13 protein-coding genes are annotated in these 16,895 nt (G+C 60.1%); 6 read left to right on the forward strand and 7 right to left on the reverse strand.

Annotation, left to right across the window (positions count from 1 at the left end):
- Window positions 1–136: 136 nt before the first annotated feature.
- Entirely contained in the window at window positions 137–379 is a 243-nt protein-coding gene (locus AC13QE_RS12980) for a DUF1127 domain-containing protein (RefSeq protein ID WP_488483975.1), read from the reverse strand.
- Between the two features lie 465 nt (window positions 380–844).
- Window positions 845–2,404, reverse strand: coding sequence for a B12-binding domain-containing radical SAM protein (locus AC13QE_RS12985; protein ID WP_488483976.1), 1,560 nt, complete (start codon window positions 2,402–2,404; stop codon window positions 845–847).
- Between the two features lie 357 nt (window positions 2,405–2,761).
- On the opposite strand from AC13QE_RS12985, the gene AC13QE_RS12990 reads away from it, so the two are divergent.
- Together AC13QE_RS12990 and AC13QE_RS12995 are read left to right on the forward strand one after the other, a co-directional pair.
- On the forward strand, window positions 2,762–3,961 hold the full coding sequence (locus AC13QE_RS12990; RefSeq protein WP_488483977.1) for an MFS transporter: 1,200 nt from the start codon (window positions 2,762–2,764) through the stop codon (window positions 3,959–3,961).
- Window positions 3,962–4,330: 369 nt separating this feature from the next.
- Window positions 4,331–6,217 carry an MFS transporter gene (locus AC13QE_RS12995; protein ID WP_488483978.1) on the forward strand — a complete coding sequence of 629 codons (1,887 nt, stop codon included), beginning with the start codon at window positions 4,331–4,333 and terminating at the stop codon, window positions 6,215–6,217.
- Between the two features lie 80 nt (window positions 6,218–6,297).
- On the opposite strand, the gene AC13QE_RS13000 is transcribed toward AC13QE_RS12995, so the two are convergent.
- Window positions 6,298–6,447, reverse strand: a complete 150-nt coding sequence (locus AC13QE_RS13000) for a hypothetical protein (RefSeq protein ID WP_488483979.1) — start codon at window positions 6,445–6,447, stop codon at window positions 6,298–6,300.
- A gap of 336 nt (window positions 6,448–6,783) precedes the next feature.
- On the opposite strand from AC13QE_RS13000, the gene AC13QE_RS13005 reads away from it, so the two are divergent.
- From AC13QE_RS13005 to AC13QE_RS13020, 4 genes are all read left to right on the forward strand, one after another.
- On the forward strand, window positions 6,784–8,265 hold the full coding sequence (locus AC13QE_RS13005; protein ID WP_488483980.1) for a sugar ABC transporter ATP-binding protein: 1,482 nt from the start codon (window positions 6,784–6,786) through the stop codon (window positions 8,263–8,265).
- Complete coding sequence (locus tag AC13QE_RS13010; protein WP_488483981.1) at window positions 8,265–9,299, forward strand: ABC transporter permease; 1,035 nt, start codon at window positions 8,265–8,267, stop codon at window positions 9,297–9,299. The genes AC13QE_RS13005 and AC13QE_RS13010 overlap by 1 nt, the downstream gene beginning before the upstream one ends.
- Window positions 9,300–9,339: 40 nt before the next feature.
- A complete protein-coding gene (locus AC13QE_RS13015; RefSeq protein ID WP_488483982.1) occupies window positions 9,340–10,383 on the forward strand; it encodes a substrate-binding domain-containing protein in 1,044 nt (347 codons plus the stop codon).
- Window positions 10,384–10,457: 74 nt separating this feature from the next.
- On the forward strand, window positions 10,458–11,711 hold the full coding sequence (locus AC13QE_RS13020; RefSeq protein WP_488483983.1) for an LVIVD repeat-containing protein: 1,254 nt from the start codon (window positions 10,458–10,460) through the stop codon (window positions 11,709–11,711).
- A gap of 63 nt (window positions 11,712–11,774) precedes the next feature.
- On the opposite strand, the gene mgrA is transcribed toward AC13QE_RS13020, so the two are convergent.
- The 4 genes from mgrA to AC13QE_RS13040 form a co-directional block, all read right to left on the reverse strand.
- Complete coding sequence (gene mgrA, locus AC13QE_RS13025; RefSeq protein WP_488483984.1) at window positions 11,775–12,818, reverse strand: L-glyceraldehyde 3-phosphate reductase; 1,044 nt, start codon at window positions 12,816–12,818, stop codon at window positions 11,775–11,777.
- 295 nt (window positions 12,819–13,113) lie between these two features.
- Window positions 13,114–15,402, reverse strand: a complete 2,289-nt coding sequence (locus tag AC13QE_RS13030) for a xanthine dehydrogenase family protein molybdopterin-binding subunit (RefSeq protein ID WP_488483985.1) — start codon at window positions 15,400–15,402, stop codon at window positions 13,114–13,116.
- Window positions 15,399–16,382: an FAD binding domain-containing protein gene (locus AC13QE_RS13035; protein ID WP_488484101.1), complete on the reverse strand. Its 984-nt coding sequence runs from the start codon at window positions 16,380–16,382 to the stop codon at window positions 15,399–15,401. Before AC13QE_RS13035 ends, AC13QE_RS13030 begins: the two co-directional genes overlap by 4 nt.
- Complete coding sequence (locus tag AC13QE_RS13040) at window positions 16,382–16,855, reverse strand: (2Fe-2S)-binding protein (protein WP_132719191.1); 474 nt, start codon at window positions 16,853–16,855, stop codon at window positions 16,382–16,384. Before AC13QE_RS13040 ends, AC13QE_RS13035 begins: the two co-directional genes overlap by 1 nt.
- Between the last annotated feature and the right edge of the window lie 40 nt (window positions 16,856–16,895).

A 16,895-nucleotide genomic window follows, 5' to 3' on the forward strand; every position in this document is an offset into this window, starting at 1 on the left:
TACAGCGAACGGAGCGGTGAACACACCACACAAATGGTTTCCCGTCCGCCGCAATTTCGCAGCCGTCCCGCCATTCTCGAACCAACAGAGGTCAAGAAGGACGAGCAGTAAAGTGTCCATCTGCATCAAGCCCACCTCATTTTAGGCGGCTCACATGCAACGCCAGCAAGCTGCGATAATCCAGCCCTTCCTCACGTTCGGGAAGGCCGATATCGCGAAGCTGATAATTCGATAATCCGGATACATCCTCATAGATCTGCCGCCGTTTCCAGGCGACAAACAACAGGGCACGTACAGTCCTCCAGGCACCGAATTTCTGGTACAGTTCATCGACCGTTGCCATCAAACTCTCGGCAACTATAAATTGTGAATGAGTCATCGTTTTTCCTGGCGCAATCACGCGACCAGGTCCTCTTGAAGCTTGACCGGCTTCAGGAGCGGATGCGTCAACGACGCACCAAGTCATTCCCTGGGCAGATCATATAGGTTTAATGGGAAAACGCCTAAACGGCGACAGATAAAGCTCTTTAAAGCTTTAATTATAGAGTCGTCGGGCAGTTGGTGCAGCACACACCAAGGCCATCGACTTCATTCCGCCGGAGACGTATGTAAACATATGTGGATTATGCATGTCACGCCTCCTTGTTCGATTTACGGATGAGCGTAATAATACGCAAGATCCGGAAATCGGCAACCCCACAATTTCGAATTGCAAATATCTGACGCAATATGTTGCAGCGAAGCAACAGTGGCAACGATGTCAAAGCGGCTGCTGACGCACTGTCAGTAGGCTGCCTCAAGGCAGGCTGCCGATAACCAAACTTACTGAGTTCAAAACTCTTCGCTAGAACGAATTGACGATACCGCCCCCGGTGCGCATCTGCTGCACCATGATATGGGCGTGGTAATGCATGGCGCATTTGATCGCGTAGATTTGCAGGACGACGGGAGAGCGCCGATGCCGCAGGAGATTGAAAAGCCGTGCACGGTAAGTGGCGCGCAGATCCGCCTCCTTCACCCCGCGCATTAGCCGGAGGAAAATCCCGACCGCCTCGAGCGCCCATGTCGCGTTGAGCGCCAGCAAACGCAGCGGGTGGCGGCGTAGGTGGCGTAAGCGGGTACTTTCCGGTTCGATACGCGCATCGATGTAAAGCGCATCCAGCCGATCGAAATAGGCGGCCGGCTCATGCAGATCGCTCAAGACCGAAAGATATCCGTCCCGCAAGGTCTCGCGCGAGAGCTTGAGCGGGATGACATTGGTGCCGTAAGCGGGCGGATCGTCATGATCGAGACGGCCTTCCTTAGCGAGACGTGTATAGAGCGGCGTCTTCGGGATCGCCGCCAGCATGCCGATCATGGCGTTGACGATGCGCGCATCCCTGATGAAGACCCGCTGCGCATCGAAAATGGTCGCGTCATCGCTGTCGAAGCCCAGGATCATGCCGCACCAGACTTCCATGCCGGTCTGCTGGATCGTGTGGATTTTCTCCAGCATCGTCCCGCCCTTCCGCAGGTTCTGCAGCTTCTTGGTTTCGCGCAGAGCCTCTTCGTTCGGCGTCTCGATGCCGATGAAGACGGTGCGGATATTGGCATCGACCATCAGCTGCATCAGTTCGGCATCGTCAGCAAGATCGATCGATGCCTCCGTCAGGAACGTCATCGGGTAATGATGGCGCTCCTGCCAGGCCACGACATCGCGCAGCACTTCCTTGATCGCCTTCTTGTTGCCGATGAGATTGTCGTCGACGATAAAAGCCGTATCCATTCCGGAAGCGAGCAGGGCCTCCATCTCGGCGACGATCTGTGTACTGGTCTTGATGCGCGGCTTGCGGCCGAACACCACGATGATATCGCAGAAATCGCAGGTAAACGGACAGCCGCGCGAGAACTGGATGCTGCCAACAGCATATTCGTCCATCTTCAGGAGATCGAAGCGCGGCACGGGCACCTTGCTCATATCCGTCTTGTCAGCCTGTTCATAGCGCCGGGCATGATGGCCTTCCTGCCATTCGGCCAGGAATTTGGGCCAGGTCTCCTCCGCCTCGCCGATGAAGGAGACATCGACGAGGTTGCCGAAATAATCCTCCTTGACCGTAACCCAAGGTCCGCCGACGACGGTGAAACAGTTGCGTCGTTTGAGCTCGGTCAGGATTTCCGTCATACGAAAGCGCTGGACGATCATCCCCGTCAGCGCAACGATATCGGCCTGCTCGCACAGGCCGTAGTCTATCGGCTCGATATTCTCGTCCACCAGAGTGACGGTATGTTCGGCCGGCGTCAGCGCCGCCAGCAAAGGCAGGCAGGCCACCGGAAGGTTGGCCTTCACATCGAACAGCGGCAGAGCGTGCTCCATGCCCCAGTAGGAGGTTTCGAAACGCGGATTGATGATGACGATATGAGCCATTGAATGGTCCGCTCCATGATATGAAGATCTGGTTCGGTATTGATTTGAGCCTGTATGTCATTTGCAGCTGCATGCGCCGCCTTCCGGCTGCGAAGCAGGGTCTTCCAGCATCAAGGCGGATGTCTTAGCAGCCCTATATGAGCTCAGGATTAAATTCGGGATGCTGACGACGCCATTGCCTCCTGGCGATCCCGTCGGCAGGTACTCATAAACATGGTTTGCGATGCCGATAAAAATTTTTACGGCGGTAATGTCGAAATCGTCCCGACGCAATCGTCTTTATTCCAGACAGCCGCGAAAGGAGATTATTCGATCTTTCGCGCCTTGAGCTGAACCGGATGAAGGGAGCTGCAAAAAATGAGTTCGTCCTATCGTTGGGTGATCGTTGGCGCCGGTGCGCTGATGACCTGCGTTGCGCTCGGCGCGATGTTTTCCCTGGCAATCTTCCAGGTGCCGATCGCTGCCGATACAGGCTGGTCGCATGCCGGCATCGCCGCAGCCATGACGCTGAATTTCCTGACCATGGGCCTCGGCGCCTTTGCCTGGGGAGCCGCAAGCGATCGCTTTGGCATCCGCATCGTGGTTGTGATAGGCGGGTTGCTGCTTGGACTGGCGCTTGTCCTGGCAAGCCGGGCGGGCTCGCTTCTGCAATTCCAGCTGACCTACGGCATTCTCGTCGGCCTTGCCGCCAGTGCCTTCTTCGCACCGATGATCGCGGCGACAACCGCCTGGTTCGACAAGGGCAGAGGTCTTGCGGTGTCCCTGGTCTCTGCCGGCATGGGCGTCGCACCGATGACGGTGTCGCCTTTCGCCCGCTACCTGATTTCGGCTTATGATTGGCGTTTTGCCATGCTTGTCATCGGCATCATGGCGTGGATTCTGTTGATTCCGGCGGCGCTGCTGGTGCGGCGAGCACCTGTCCTTGCCGAAACCACCCGCACAGATGGGCAAAGAGAAGAGCAGAGTCTGCCGCTCGGGCGGATCTTCCGCTCGCCGCAATTCCTCGTGCTCGGTGCGACCTTCTCTGCCTGCTGCGCAGCCCATTCCGGGCCGATCTTCCACATGGTCAGTTATGCCACCATCTGTGGTGTGGGGCCGATGGCCGCCGTCAGCATCTATAGTGTCGAGGGCCTTGCGGGTCTTGGCGGTCGTCTCCTTTATGGGACGCTGGCGGACAGGCTCGGTGTGAAACCGGTGCTGGTCGCCGGCCTCCTGGTGCAGGCGGCGGCACTTGCCACCTATCTGCTGGTCAGCGAACTCGGCCAGTTCTATGCGCTGGCGGTCGTCTTCGGCAGCGCCTATGGCGGCGTGATGCCGCTTTATGCCGTGCTGGCGCGCGAATATTTCGGGCCGCGCGTCATCGGCACCGTCTTTGGAGCGGCATCGATGCTCTCAAGCATCGGCATGGCCGCCGGACCTCTGATCGGCGGCTGGATCTTCGATACCTTCGCCAACTACTCCTGGCTCTTCATCGGCTCTTCGATGGTGGGGCTGGGGGCGGCCGCGATCGCGCTTGCCTTTCCGCCAATGCGGCGCCTGCAGCTGCAGCCGGCTTAAAACAAGCCGAAAACGGCCCGAATCCGCTTCTGTTAACCGTGCCGGGTGCGTCATATTTCGCCGCGCCCGGCAGCGCTTTTCACGGCGACAAGCCCCTGCCGTTACGCTGGGCGATGACACATTCATATTTCTTGACACTTACACACAGATTTCCATAAGCGACAGCGGTTGTAGCCTTGCAATTTTCAATTTTTGGCCAACACTCACATATGCATCAGGTGCGTGATCTTCTGGGGGAGGAAATCAGGAGAGCACCCACTGGCGCGACTTTCCGCGCCCATCGGCAGGAAAGTCCTGCGTAATGTCATTATGGGGGACATGACACGGGTCTTTTGACCATGTCCCTGGTGCAATTGGGAGGATTGATTCATGGCATCCACGTCCGTGGCCGAGACGACGAGTCGAGGCATGACCAGGGAAGAGAAGAAGGTCATCTTCGCCTCCTCCCTTGGAACCGTGTTCGAATGGTACGATTTCTATCTTTACGGTTCTCTGGCCGCCTTCATCGGAACGGCCTTCTTCAGCGACTATCCGGAAGCAACCCGCAATATCTTCGCTCTGCTCGCCTTTGCCGCAGGCTTCCTCGTGCGGCCGTTCGGCGCCCTCGTCTTCGGGCGCATCGGCGATCTTGTCGGGCGTAAATACACGTTCCTCGTGACGATCCTGATTATGGGTCTTTCGACCTTCCTTGTCGGCGTCCTTCCCGGATCGGCGAGCTGGGGTTTCGCCGCGCCTGTCATCCTGATCGTCCTTCGCCTGCTGCAAGGTCTGGCGCTCGGCGGCGAATATGGCGGTGCTGCAACTTATGTCGCCGAACATGCGCCCGACAGCAAACGCGGCTATTACACCTCCTGGATCCAGACGACTGCGACGCTCGGCCTGTTCCTGTCGCTGATCGTTATCCTGATCGTTCAGAATGCGCTGGGTAAGGAGGCTTTCGCGGCATGGGGCTGGCGTATTCCCTTCCTTCTCTCCTGCCTTCTGCTCGCCATCTCCGTCTGGATCCGGCTGTCGCTCAGCGAATCGCCGGCCTTCAAGAAGATGAAGGAGGAGGGCAAGGGCTCCAAAGCTCCACTCTCTGAGGCCTTCGGCCAATGGAAGAACGCAAAAATCGCCCTCATCGCCCTGCTCGGCCTCACCGCCGGCCAGGCGGTCGTCTGGTATGCCGGCCAATTCTACTCCCTGTTCTTCCTGCAGAACGTGCTGAAGGTCGATGGCCAGTCCGTCAACATCATGATCGCGATCGCGCTTCTGATCGGCAGCGGCTTCTTCGTGGTCTTCGGCTGGCTGTCCGACAAGATCGGCCGCAAGCCGATTATCATGGCGGGCCTTGCGCTGGCGATCCTCACCTATTTCCCGCTGTTCAAGGCGCTGACCCACGCCGCTAACCCCGCCCTCGCCCAAGCGGAGCAAACCATCCGCGCCACGGTGACGGCTGCTCCTGGCGATTGCACTTTCCAGTTCAATCCGGTTGGCCTCGCCAACCAATTCAACAATTCGTGTGATATCGCCACGTCCTTCCTTTCGAAATCGTCTGTGCCCTATACAATTGCCGAAGGTCCCGCCGGGCAACCGGCGAAGGTCCAGGTCGGCGACGCAACCATAACCTCCTACGACGCAACGGCGGCAGGTGCCGGGACAGCGGCCAAGAGCGCGGCATTCACGCATGACATGAACCTTGCTCTGCAAAAGGCCGGCTTCCCTCTGGTGCGCGACCCTGCCAAGGTGCCGGACGCCAAGCTCGACGCCTTCATCGCCGCCAACCCCGAACTGGGGCTTGACGCGGCGACCGTGCGGTCGGGCGACAAGACAGTCACCCCGGTTGCGGATCTCGTCAAGGCGAAGCTTCTGACGGCGGATCAGGCCGGTGGCGCAACTGATATGCCGGTCTACACCATCCCCAAGGGTGGCGCTTTCAAGGTGGTTGCCGATCCCTCAGCCATCAACTGGCCGCTGACCATCCTCATCCTGACCATCCTCGTCATCTATGTGACGATGGTCTACGGCCCGATTGCTGCGATCCTGGTGGAGATGTTCCCGACCCGCATCCGCTATACGGGCATGTCGCTGCCCTATCATATCGGCAATGGCTGGTTCGGCGGCCTGCTGCCGGCAACGGTCTTCGCCATGAGCGCCGCCAAGGGCGATATCTATTATGGCCTCTGGTACCCGATCGCGATCGCTGCGATGACCCTTGTCATCGGCCTAATTTTCGTTCGCGAAACCAAGGGCGTCGATCTGAACAGCATCAAGTAATCGCATAGAGGCCCGGCGTTCACATACAGAACGCCGGGCCTCTTTCTTCGCCTTATCCATTTCTGATCGAAGCTCGAATCTCAGCTTCCGCAAAGAGCGTGCAGCAGCACTACAAGCGAAAAGAGAACCATCAGAGCTGCCAGAAAATGCTGCAGGATCGACCAGATGCGTTTGGTCGCGGCAAGGCTTGGCCGCGTTGCGAAAGAGGCGAGATAAAGCACTGTATCCATGAAAACCCCTGGCGAATGTTTCCGCAGACGCGATGTGAACAACTCGCCATCGCGGAAATTACTGATATTTAATGGCTTTATATTGTCTACAAAATTAGTGGATTAAAGGAAGGGTTTTTCGGCTCTCTCGAAATTTCAGACAAATTAAACTCCCCGGTGACAGGCCTGGACAAGACTTGCACGGTCTCGCCGCCCACCTATCGAGACTCGAATGGAGGCGAACCAAAGCGCAGAAAAAATTTATTCTATAGATTAAATAAACAAAGCAAGGCTTGTCCTTTTAATTGAATGCCAGTGGCTTACGAGTACCGCTGACAATCGGTGACCCCTTGCCCCATGACCTTGCTGGATGCCCAAAATCTTTCTCTTGCCTTCGGCTCGACACAGGCTCTGGCTGGAGCGTCTCTGACCGTCGATCGCGGCGAGGTCGTCGCGCTGATGGGAGCCAACGGCGCGGGCAAGTCGACGCTGGTGAAAATCCTGTCGGGCATTCATCGCGCCGATTCAGGTAGCATCCTATGGAACGGAGCGGATTATCGGCCCGAAAGCCCGGCCGAGGCAACGGCGCGGGGCATCGTTACGGTGCATCAATCGACCGATGTCGTCGGGATCGCCGGCCTTTCGGTCGCGGATGCCCTGCTGCTCAACCAGTATGTTGACGGACGCCAGCCCTTCTTTCTGTCGAAACGTTCAGTGCGGCGGAAGGCGGAAGCAATCCTATCGGAAGCCGGCTTCGACCTGCCACTCGAGCGCGATTTTGGCGATCTGGGCACGGCCGACCGGCAGATGGTCGCCATAGCCCGCGCCCTTTCCAATCAAGCGCAGCTGCTGATCCTGGATGAGCCGACCGCAAGCCTCTCTGCGCGCGAAACGGCCCGGCTTTACGATATCGTCCGCCGGCTGAAGACCCGCGGCCTGGGCATTCTCTATATCTCGCACCGTACGGCCGATCTCGATGCGCTCGCCGATCGCGTTGATGTCCTGCGGGGCGGCCGCAATGTCGGTGCCTTCTCGCAGCCGATCGACTTCGACGTCGCCATCGAAACCATGATTGGCCGCTCTATGAAGGCGGCTCGCCCACATCGCCGTGAACAATTCGACCGGGCCATACTGGAACTTCAGGGTGTCCGGCTGCTTGCCGACAGCCCGCCGATCGATCTGAGGCTCCATGCCGGCGAGGTTGTTGCCATTACCGGCGTTCTCGGCGCCGGCAAGAGCCGGCTTCTGTCGACACTTTTCGGCCTTGAGCGCTTTGCCTCCGGCACGGCACTCCTGGACGGCATTGCATTTCAGCCCGGCTCACCCGCGGATGCAATCGCCCGCGGTGTCGTCATGGCCGCCGCTGACCGCCATCGCTCTTCTCTCATGCCATCGGACTGGCCGGGAGAGAGTATTGCGGCAACGATCAGCCTGCCGCATCTGAAACATTGGTATCCGTCGGGCTTCCTGTTTTCCGGGCGGGAAAGTCGCGAGGGAGAAAAGGCCATCCGGCGCCTCGGCATCAAGGCCCCCGGTCCGGAGGCATCCGTCTGGTCGCTTTCCGGCGGCAATCAGCAAAAGGTCGTACTCGCCCGCTGGGAGGCGGAGCCAAGCCGGCTCATGCTTCTCGACGAGCCATTCCAGGGGGTCGATGTCGGCGCCCGCCAGGACATTATCGCGGCCATACGCGCCCACACCGACCGCGCCACACTGATCGCGACATCCGATCCGGAAGAGGCGCTCGAAGTCGCTGATCGGGTGCTGTTGATGGAACATCATGGTCTCACAGACGTCGCTGACGCGGCCGCAGGCGACCGACAGAACAAGGGATATGCCTGATGAGTGAAGGTACCGCAGAAATCCCCGAACAGGTCAGGCCAGCAAGCAATACGGTTTCACCGCAGGAGTTCGTGCGGCGGGGGGCGGTATTTCTCCTCCTCCTTGCCCTCGTCATCATCTTCAGCTTCGCCCAGCCGGCCTTCATCAACATCAACAATCTGATGAGCATCCTGCAAGCAGTTTCGGTTGTTGCCATCATCGGTGCCGGCGTCACGGTGACGCTCGCCATCGGCGGCTTCGATCTTTCCGTCGGCGCGGTGGCTGCCTCCAGTGTCATGGCCGCGAGCTATGCGATGATCGTATGGGGTCTCAACGCCTATGAAACCGTGCCGCTGGTGCTTGCCTTCGGCGCGATCGTCGGGCTTGCCAACGCCCTGCTGATCGTCAGGCTCAAGGTACCGGATCTGCTGGCGACGTTGGCCACCATGTTTCTCCTGACGGGGCTGCAGCTGATCCCGACGGCGGGGCGCTCGATCTCGGTCGGCCTGATCCTTCCCGACGGGACGACGGCGTCAGGCAGGGTCGACCCCGCCTTTTTAACGATCGGACGATCGAGCCTGTTCGGCATCATTCCCTTTCCCGTCATCCTCATGCTGATCGTCGCGCTCGCGCTCTATGTGCTGACCGAGCGTACGCGTCTTGGTCGCCTTCTCTACGCCACCGGCGGCAATGAAGCGGCGACACGGTTGGCCGGCGCCAATGTCGCCCGTCTGAAGACCTTTGCCTATGTGCTTTCGGGCACTCTCGCCTCGCTGGGCGGCATCATCGTTGCCGCCCGCGTCGGTCGAGGAGACGTTTCCTCGGGTGCCTCGCTGCTGATGGATTCCGTCGCAGCCTCGCTCATCGGCTTTGCCGTGCTGGGACTGCGCCGTCCGAACGTTCTCGGCACGACAATCGGCGCCGTCTTCGTCGGCGTGCTCCTGAACGGCCTGACGATGCTGAACGCGCCCTATTACACGCAGGATTTCATCAAGGGCGCCGTTCTCGTCGGTGCGCTCGCACTTACCTATGGGATCAGCCGCGGCAAAGCGTGATTCCGCCATCCGTCCCAACTCAACACTCAATGGATTTTCAATGATCAAATTATTCAAAATCATCGCTTCGGCCGTTGTCGCCGGCTCGCTTTTCATGACCACGGCATCGGCGGCGGGACTTAGCGGCGCGCCCGCTCCTTTCGACAAGAGGACCGTCAATATCGCCGTCATCAGCTTCCTTGGCAGCGGCGACTGGCTGCAGGCCTTCGAGGCCGGCGTCAAGCGGCAGGCGGATGCGCTTGGCGTCAACCTCACGGTCTCGCAGGCCCGCAATGACAACGATACCCAGCGAAACCTCGTCGAGCAGGCGATCAATCTTGGTGTCGACGGCATCATCATCAACAATGGCCGTCCCGAGGTCCTGAAGGATGTCGCGCAGAAGGCGCTCGACAAAGGCATCAAGGTGGTCGCCTACGACGTCAACCTCGACAATCCGCAAATTCCGCAGATCGAACAGAGCGACAAGGATATGGCCAAGCTCGTGCTCGACCAGGCTGTGAAGGATAAGGGCGATGGCTTCACCGGCGGTGCCGTCTATGTCGCGGGCTTCGCGCCGCTCGACCGTCGCTATGCCGTGTGGAAGGATTTCATCGCCAACCACAATCTCAAGGAAAAGGCCGTTTGGGGCGTGGTCAATGACACCGTTCCCGCCTCCGTCGCCGATCAGACAAAGGCCGTCCTGCGCGCCAATCCGGATATTTCAGTGATCTTCACGCCATGGGATGAATTCGCCAAGGGCGTGAAGCTCGCCATCGACGAGCTCGGCCTTTCCGGTCAGGTGAAGATCTATGGAGTCGACACCTCGACCGCCGATATCCAGCTGATGGTCGAGCCGGACAGCGCCTGGGTCGTGACCGCCGCGACGAACGCTGCCGTCGTCGGGGAAGTTTCCGTTCGCGCCGTTTCGCTCGCCATTGCCGGCCAGTCTCCGGGCCGCTCCGTTCTCCTGCAGCCGACGCTGATTACGCGTGACGATCTCATCAACAACAAGATCGGCACGATCGAAGAGTTGCAGCAGAAATTCCCGGCCTTCCTGAAAAGCGATGCCGCGACGGCTGCCTGGATCCCGACGGCCAAGAACTAAGGCTTACCAGCCGCTTTCACAGGGGCCGCCGTCAAAGGCGCCCCTCTTTACTCTGTTTATGCATGAGAAGACCCATGGTGTCGACCGAACTGCCCAAACCCGACTTTGCCCGCAACATGACACTGATCGGCCATAGCGATATCGGCGGCCGTGGCGATGGGCTGCAATTGATGGTTCATCGCGGCTACGCCTATGTCGCCCATCCCTGGTCTCAGGGCTTCTCGATCGTTGACGTTCGCGACCCGAAAAGCCCGAAGACGGTCAAGTACGTGCCGGCGCCGGCCAATAGCTGGAACATCCATCTGCAGACACATGACGACCTGTTGCTGGTCATCAATGCGCTCGATCTCTTTGCCGACGTGGAAACCTTCACGGACGAGAAGGCCTACTACACGCAGTCCGTCGGCGAGACAGTCGCCTCCAGAAAGCGTGAGCGCGCCTGGACCGCCGGCATGAGCGTGTTCGATATTTCCGTTCCCGACAGGCCGCGCAAGATCGGCCAACTGGATGTCGAAGGCGTCGGCTTTCACAGGCTTTGGTATGTCGGCGGCCGCTATGCATATGCCTCGGCGCTGCTCGACGGCTTTGCCGACTATATCTTCGTCACCATCGACATGGCCGATCCAACCAGGCCCGAACTTGCCGGCCGGTGGTGGCTTCCCGGCATGAACAGGGCGGCGGGAGAAACGCCTGATTGGGGCGACGGCAAGCGTTATGCCCTGCACCATGCACTCGTCCATGGCGACACCGCCTATGCCTGCTGGCGAGATGGCGGACTGACGCTCCTCGATATCAAGGATCATTCCGCCCCTCGGCTCATCAAGCACCATAACTGGTGCCCGCCCTATGGCGGCGGCACGCATTCGCCGCTGCCGCTTCCCGGCCGCGATCTTCTTGTCGTGGCGGATGAAGCCGTGCTGGACAATGAGGAAGACGGCCGGAAACATACCTGGATCTTCGACATCCGCGTGCCCGAAAATCCGATCAGCATCTCGACTTTCCCCATCCCGACCGAAATCGACTACACGAAGAAGGGCGGCCATTTCGGCCCGCACAATCTGCATGAAAACCGGCCCGGCTCGTTCGTCTCCGAGACGCTGATCTTTGCGACATGGCAGAATGCCGGTATCCGTGCCTTCGATATTTCCGACCCCTATCGTCCGGTCGAAACGGGCGCTCTCGTGCCCGCGGGACCGACTGTCATGACCGACCGCCGTCCCGGCCGGCCGAAAGTCATCCAGTCTGCCGACGTCTTTGTGGACGCCGGGGGTCTGATCTATGCGACGGATTACAATGCTGGACTTGAGATCATAGAATATGGCGGCTGACGCGAGAGCTTAGCTCCCGCAAAAGAGATCTGCCCGTTGGTTCGGGCAGATCCTTCAATTGTATCAGACGGCCTCGTCATGCGAGGGCTTTTCCCAAAGATTGATACCGCCTTCGACGGCATAACGATCGATCTCCGCGAGTTCCTCGGGGCTAAACGTGAGGTCGTTCAGGGCGGCCACGTTTTCCTCGACCTGACGCGCCGAGCTTGCACCGATCAAGGCCGACGTCACGCGCGGATCCCTAAGAACCCAGGCGATCGCAAGTTGGGCAAGCGACTGGTCGCGACGCTTGGCGATCTCGTTGAGCGCCCGGGCGCGATCGATGTTTTCCTCTTTCAAATGCTCCGGACGCAGGAAGTCCCCGCCCGGCCGGTTGATGCGGGCATCCTGCGGAACGCCGTTGAGATACTTGTTGGTGAGCAAGCCCTGGGCGAGCGGCGTGAAGGCGATGATACCGGCTCCGACTTCGTCCGTCGCGGCAAGCAAATCCTTCTCGACCCAGCGATTGAAGAGATTATAGGCCGGCTGATTGATCAGAAGCGGCACCTGCCGCTCCTTCAGGAGTGCTGCGATTTCACGCGTCTTGTTGCCGGAATAGGACGATACGCCGACATAGAGCGCCTTGCCTTGCCGGACCGCCTGAGCAAGCGCATCGGCCGTTTCTTCCAGCGGCGTCTCCGCATCGAAGCGATGGGAATAGAAGATATCGACATAATCGACGCCGAGCCGGGTGAGGCTCTGGTCAAGGCTGGAGAGCAGCGCCTTCTTCGATCCGCCGCCTCGGCCATAGGGACCCGGCCACATCTCCCAGCCGGCCTTGGACGAGATGATGAGCTCGTCGCGATAAGCGGCCAGATCCTGTTTCAGGATATGACCGAAATTGATCTCCGCGCTTCCCGCCGGCGGGCCGTAATTGTTGGCGAGATCGAAATGCGTGATGCCGAGATCGAACGCCTTGAAAAGGATCGACCTTTGGACATCGAGGGGCGTCGTATCGCCGAAATTGTGCCAGAGGCCGAAAGAGATGGCGGGCAATTTGAGGCCGCTTCGACCAACACGGCGAAAATGGGCCGAGTCATAGCGTTCCGGATCGGGGCGGTAGGTCATGATTTTTGTCTTTCTGTCGATCAAATTGGTGCGGGTAGCGATACGGGGCACAGAATGGCAGAGAGGCATTCGATGAGAAGCCAATCCATATTTTTTATCGACGAAAGAAGAGAAGTTTTTTCCAGCGCAATGAGGTTGCTAATCGAGCGCCTCGAGAACCGCGCCGATCTCGTTTCGGCATTCTCGCGAACCGCACAAAAATCTGCGGTCGCCCATTCCTTTCCACCGGAACTGGGGGAACCTCGAAGCATTCGAGCCGCATGCTTTACGCAATGCGGCTCGAACCTGCCTGCCCTTAGAGCAGCTTTTCCAATGTGATCGGCAAGTCGCGAACGCGCTTGCCCGTGGCATGGAATACGGCGTTGGCAATCGCCGGCGCCACGCCGACGATACCGACCTCGCCGACCCCCTTGCCGCCAAGTGCCGAGGCATTGAAATCCGGCACACCGACGGAGATCACCTGGATATCCGGAATGTCGGAATTCGTCGGCACGAGGTAGTCGCCGACATTGTTGTTGACGGTTCGTCCGTTGCGCTGATCGATCAGGCCCTCTTCGAGAAGCGCCTGGCCGATGCCCATGATAATGCCGCCCCGCCACTGGCTTTCGACCAGCTTGGGATTGTAGAGGCGGCCGCAATCGAAGGCGGAGACCATGCGGGAGACACGCACCGTACCGAAATCCTCGTCGACCCGCACTTCGGCGAAATGGGCGCACCAGCTGTGCATGGAATAATCGCCCATGGTCGGCCCTTGAACTTTAGCCATGGTGGTCCAGGCCTGAAGCTGCTCCTGTGCGTTCGCACCGTCAGGCAGGGTGTTGCGCCGGACCTCGATCTCCTCACGTTTCAGCGCGGACATCAGTTCCGCCAGCGTCAGCGATGGCGTCTCGCCGCGCGGTGCTACGATGCGCCCCTCGGCGAAATTCAGCGTGTTCGCGCCCGTCTCGCGGAAGGGCGAGTTGGCATCGCTGAGGGCAAGGCCGATGAGTTCGTCGCGGGCCGCGACCGCTGCTTTATGGACGGCACCCATGATCGATCCGGCCAGCATCGAGCCACCAGCGATCGCTGAGCCCGGCAGGCGTGAATCACCGAGATGGACGTCTACCTGATCGACCGGAATGCCGAAGACTTCCGCAGCGCTCTGGGCGAGGATGGTATAGGTCCCCTGCCCCATGTCGATGGCGCCGCTGACAACCTCGACCCGGCCGTTCCCGAGAATGCGGATCATCGCCTCGCTCGGCGCCCGGATGACCGGGAAGGTGCCGCAGCCGATGCCCCAGCCGATCAGCGTCTTGCCGTCGCGCATCGAGCGCGGCGCGTGGCTGCGCCGCGCCCAGCCGAAGGCTTCCGCACCTTCCGTCAGCGCCTCGCGCAGCCGGCGTGTCGACCACGGTTTGCCGGACTGATAGTCGTGATCGGCATAGTTCTTCAGCCGAAGCTCAAGCGGGTCCATGCCGAGCTTGTAGGCCAGTTCCTCGATGGCGCATTCGATGCCGTAGGCGCTCGGGTTTTTGCCGGGACCACGCAGGGCGCCGGGCGTCACGCTGTTGACCGGCACGACCCGATGCTGCGAGGAGAAGTTCTCCACCTTGTAGAGGATCGACGTTGCCGCCCCCGTCTGCTCCGGCCAGTCGGCATCGAGCGAGGTTTCGCTGGCGCCGCGATGGACGATCGCCTGTAGGATGCCATCCTCCGTCGCGCCAAGCGCGATCTTCTGTCTGGTCCCTGCGCGTCCGCCGTAGCTCGTGAAATTCTGCGGGCGGGTGACCGCAAGTTTCACCGGCCGACCCAGCTTTCTGGCGGCCGCGACAGCCACCGCGCCATAGGCAAGCGGCTGCCCCTTGGAGCCGAAACCACCGCCGATAAAGGGCGAGATGATCCGGACATTCTCATAGGGCATGTCAAACCATTCGGAATACATGCGCGCCATGCCATGCGACCACTGGCTCGGCTCCCAGATGGTCAGCTGGTCGCCATCCCATTTCGCCGTCAGCCCGTGCGGCTCCATCGCGACGTGATATTCGCGCGGAGTGGAATATTCCGCTTCGATCCGCACCGGGGAAGCGGCAAGTGCAGCCTCGGCATTACCCCAGGCAACCGAGAGCGGCTCCATGAGCTTGCCCTCGCCGGCATTCGGATCGTTGAGATCGGCGACGTGCTTGCTCTCTTCATAGCTGATGCGCACCAGCCTGGCGGCTTCCGTCGCCAATTCCCGGCTTTCGGCAATGACGGCGGCAATCGACTGGCCGTTAAACTGCACCTCCCGCGGCAGCGGATAATACGGGCCGTCGGCAGGCTTGTTGCCGCCCCAATCAGCCGAAAGCTTGAGACCGAGATCGTCCTCCGGCGTCAGCACCAGCAGCACGCCCTGGATCGCAAGTGCTGCCGAAGCATCAACCTTGATAACGCGGCCAGCCGGAATCGTGCTCTGGATGAGGACGGCGTAGGCGGGGTTTTCGACCGGATATTCCAGGGCATAGGTCGCCGTGCCCGTCACCTTCATCTTGCCTTCGAAGCGCGACTGACGACCGCCGACCGTACCGTCGGAAGCATCGCCATGTTTACGGGGTTCCATCATGGTCATGCGAGACCTCCCACTTTGAAAATGGCGCGGGCAATGACGCGCGGCGCAAGTTCGATCTTGTAACGGTTGCCGCCATGATCGACGACCCCCTCCATGGCCAACCGGCTGGCTTTTTCGACGGCTTCCGAGGTGAGCGTCTTACCGATCAGCGCTTGCTCCACATTGCGTGCCCGCCAGGGCTTGGTGGCGACCCCGCCGATGGCAACGCGAATATCGCGGACCGTCCTGCCGTCGGCTTCAAGCTCGAGGCCGACTGCGGCACTCGCGGCAGCAAATTCATAGGACTGCCGATCGCGGATTTTGAGGTAGGTGGAGTTCCGGGCAGCGGCGGAGGCTGGAATAGTGACAGCGGTGATGATCTCGCCGCGCTGCAGGACGGTTTCCTTGTCCGGCGCATCGCCCGGAAGGAGGAAGAAATCATCGACGACAACTTTGCGGCTATCCGTCTCCACCACGGCATCGAATGCGACCAGAGCAACCGCCAGGTCGCCGGGATAGGAGGCGATGCAGGCCTCGCTCGTTCCAAGCACGGCGTGATTGCGAGTCACGCCGCCGATCGCCGAACAGCCGGAACCGGGATTGCGCTTGTTGCAGGCGGGAAAGGCGCCGGGATCGCGGAAATAGGAACAGCGCGTGCGCTGCAGGAGATTGCCCCCGATCGTCGCCATGTTGCGGAGCTGCGCCGACGCCGCCAGAGACAAGGATTCGGAAACGGCCGGGAAAGCTGCGCGGATATCCTTGTGATCGGCGACTTCGCTCATCCTGGCAAGCGCGCCGATCGTTGCACCATCGGCGGTAACGGTGATGCCGCTCATGCCGGAGAGATGAGTAATGTCTATGACGGTATCGGGCTCGCCGACACCGCATTTGGCAAGATCGAGCAGCGTCGTTCCGCCTGCAAGCAGCAGGGCGCCGGCCTGTTGCGCCGCCTGGGCAGCCTCCGCCGTCGATGTGGCACGCAGATAGGAGAAGTTTCGCATCATGCCACCTCCGCGGCCTGGCGCACCGCCGCAACGATGCTGTTATAGGCCCCGCACCGACAGAGATTGCCGGACATATATTCGCGGATTTCCGAATCCGAGCCGGCATGCCCTTCGCGAATGCAGGCAACCGCCGACATGATCTGGCCCGGCGTGCAATAACCGCACTGGAAGGCGTCCTGCTCGATGAAAGCCGCCTGGACCGGATGCAGATCGCCGGCTTCGCCAGTGAGCCCCTCGATCGTCGTGATCTCGCGACCTTCGGCCTGTGCAGCCAGCGTCAGACAGGATAGCACGCGCTTACCGTCAACATGGCAGGTGCAGGCGCCGCATTGCCCCTGGTCGCAGCCCTTCTTGGTGCCGGTGAGGGAAAGATGCTCACGCAGCGCATCGAGCAGCGTCACACGTGGCTCGATATCGAGTTCGTGGCGCTGCCCGTTAATGTCGAGCGCGATATGGATGGTTCGTGTCATGATAAGCTCCTGCCATCGTCACGAAGATGAGACCTACGAA

The sequence above is a fragment of the Martinezella sp. CNPSo 3957 genome (assembly GCF_057784395.1).

Coding starts and splice junctions, on each gene's coding strand:
- AC13QE_RS12980 (WP_488483975.1), bottom strand. CDS start 379: ATGACTCATTCACAATTTATAGTTGCCGAGAGTTTGATGGCAACGGTC.
- AC13QE_RS12985 (WP_488483976.1), bottom strand. CDS start 2,404: ATGGCTCATATCGTCATCATCAATCCGCGTTTCGAAACCTCCTACTGG.
- AC13QE_RS12990 (WP_488483977.1), top strand. CDS start 2,762: ATGAGTTCGTCCTATCGTTGGGTGATCGTTGGCGCCGGTGCGCTGATG.
- AC13QE_RS12995 (WP_488483978.1), top strand. CDS start 4,331: ATGGCATCCACGTCCGTGGCCGAGACGACGAGTCGAGGCATGACCAGG.
- AC13QE_RS13000 (WP_488483979.1), bottom strand. CDS start 6,447: ATGGATACAGTGCTTTATCTCGCCTCTTTCGCAACGCGGCCAAGCCTT.
- AC13QE_RS13005 (WP_488483980.1), top strand. CDS start 6,784: ATGACCTTGCTGGATGCCCAAAATCTTTCTCTTGCCTTCGGCTCGACA.
- AC13QE_RS13010 (WP_488483981.1), top strand. CDS start 8,265: ATGAGTGAAGGTACCGCAGAAATCCCCGAACAGGTCAGGCCAGCAAGC.
- AC13QE_RS13015 (WP_488483982.1), top strand. CDS start 9,340: ATGATCAAATTATTCAAAATCATCGCTTCGGCCGTTGTCGCCGGCTCG.
- AC13QE_RS13020 (WP_488483983.1), top strand. CDS start 10,458: ATGGTGTCGACCGAACTGCCCAAACCCGACTTTGCCCGCAACATGACA.
- mgrA (WP_488483984.1), bottom strand. CDS start 12,818: ATGACCTACCGCCCCGATCCGGAACGCTATGACTCGGCCCATTTTCGC.
- AC13QE_RS13030 (WP_488483985.1), bottom strand. CDS start 15,402: ATGACCATGATGGAACCCCGTAAACATGGCGATGCTTCCGACGGTACG.
- AC13QE_RS13035 (WP_488484101.1), bottom strand. CDS start 16,382: ATGCGAAACTTCTCCTATCTGCGTGCCACATCGACGGCGGAGGCTGCC.
- AC13QE_RS13040 (WP_132719191.1), bottom strand. CDS start 16,855: ATGACACGAACCATCCATATCGCGCTCGACATTAACGGGCAGCGCCAC.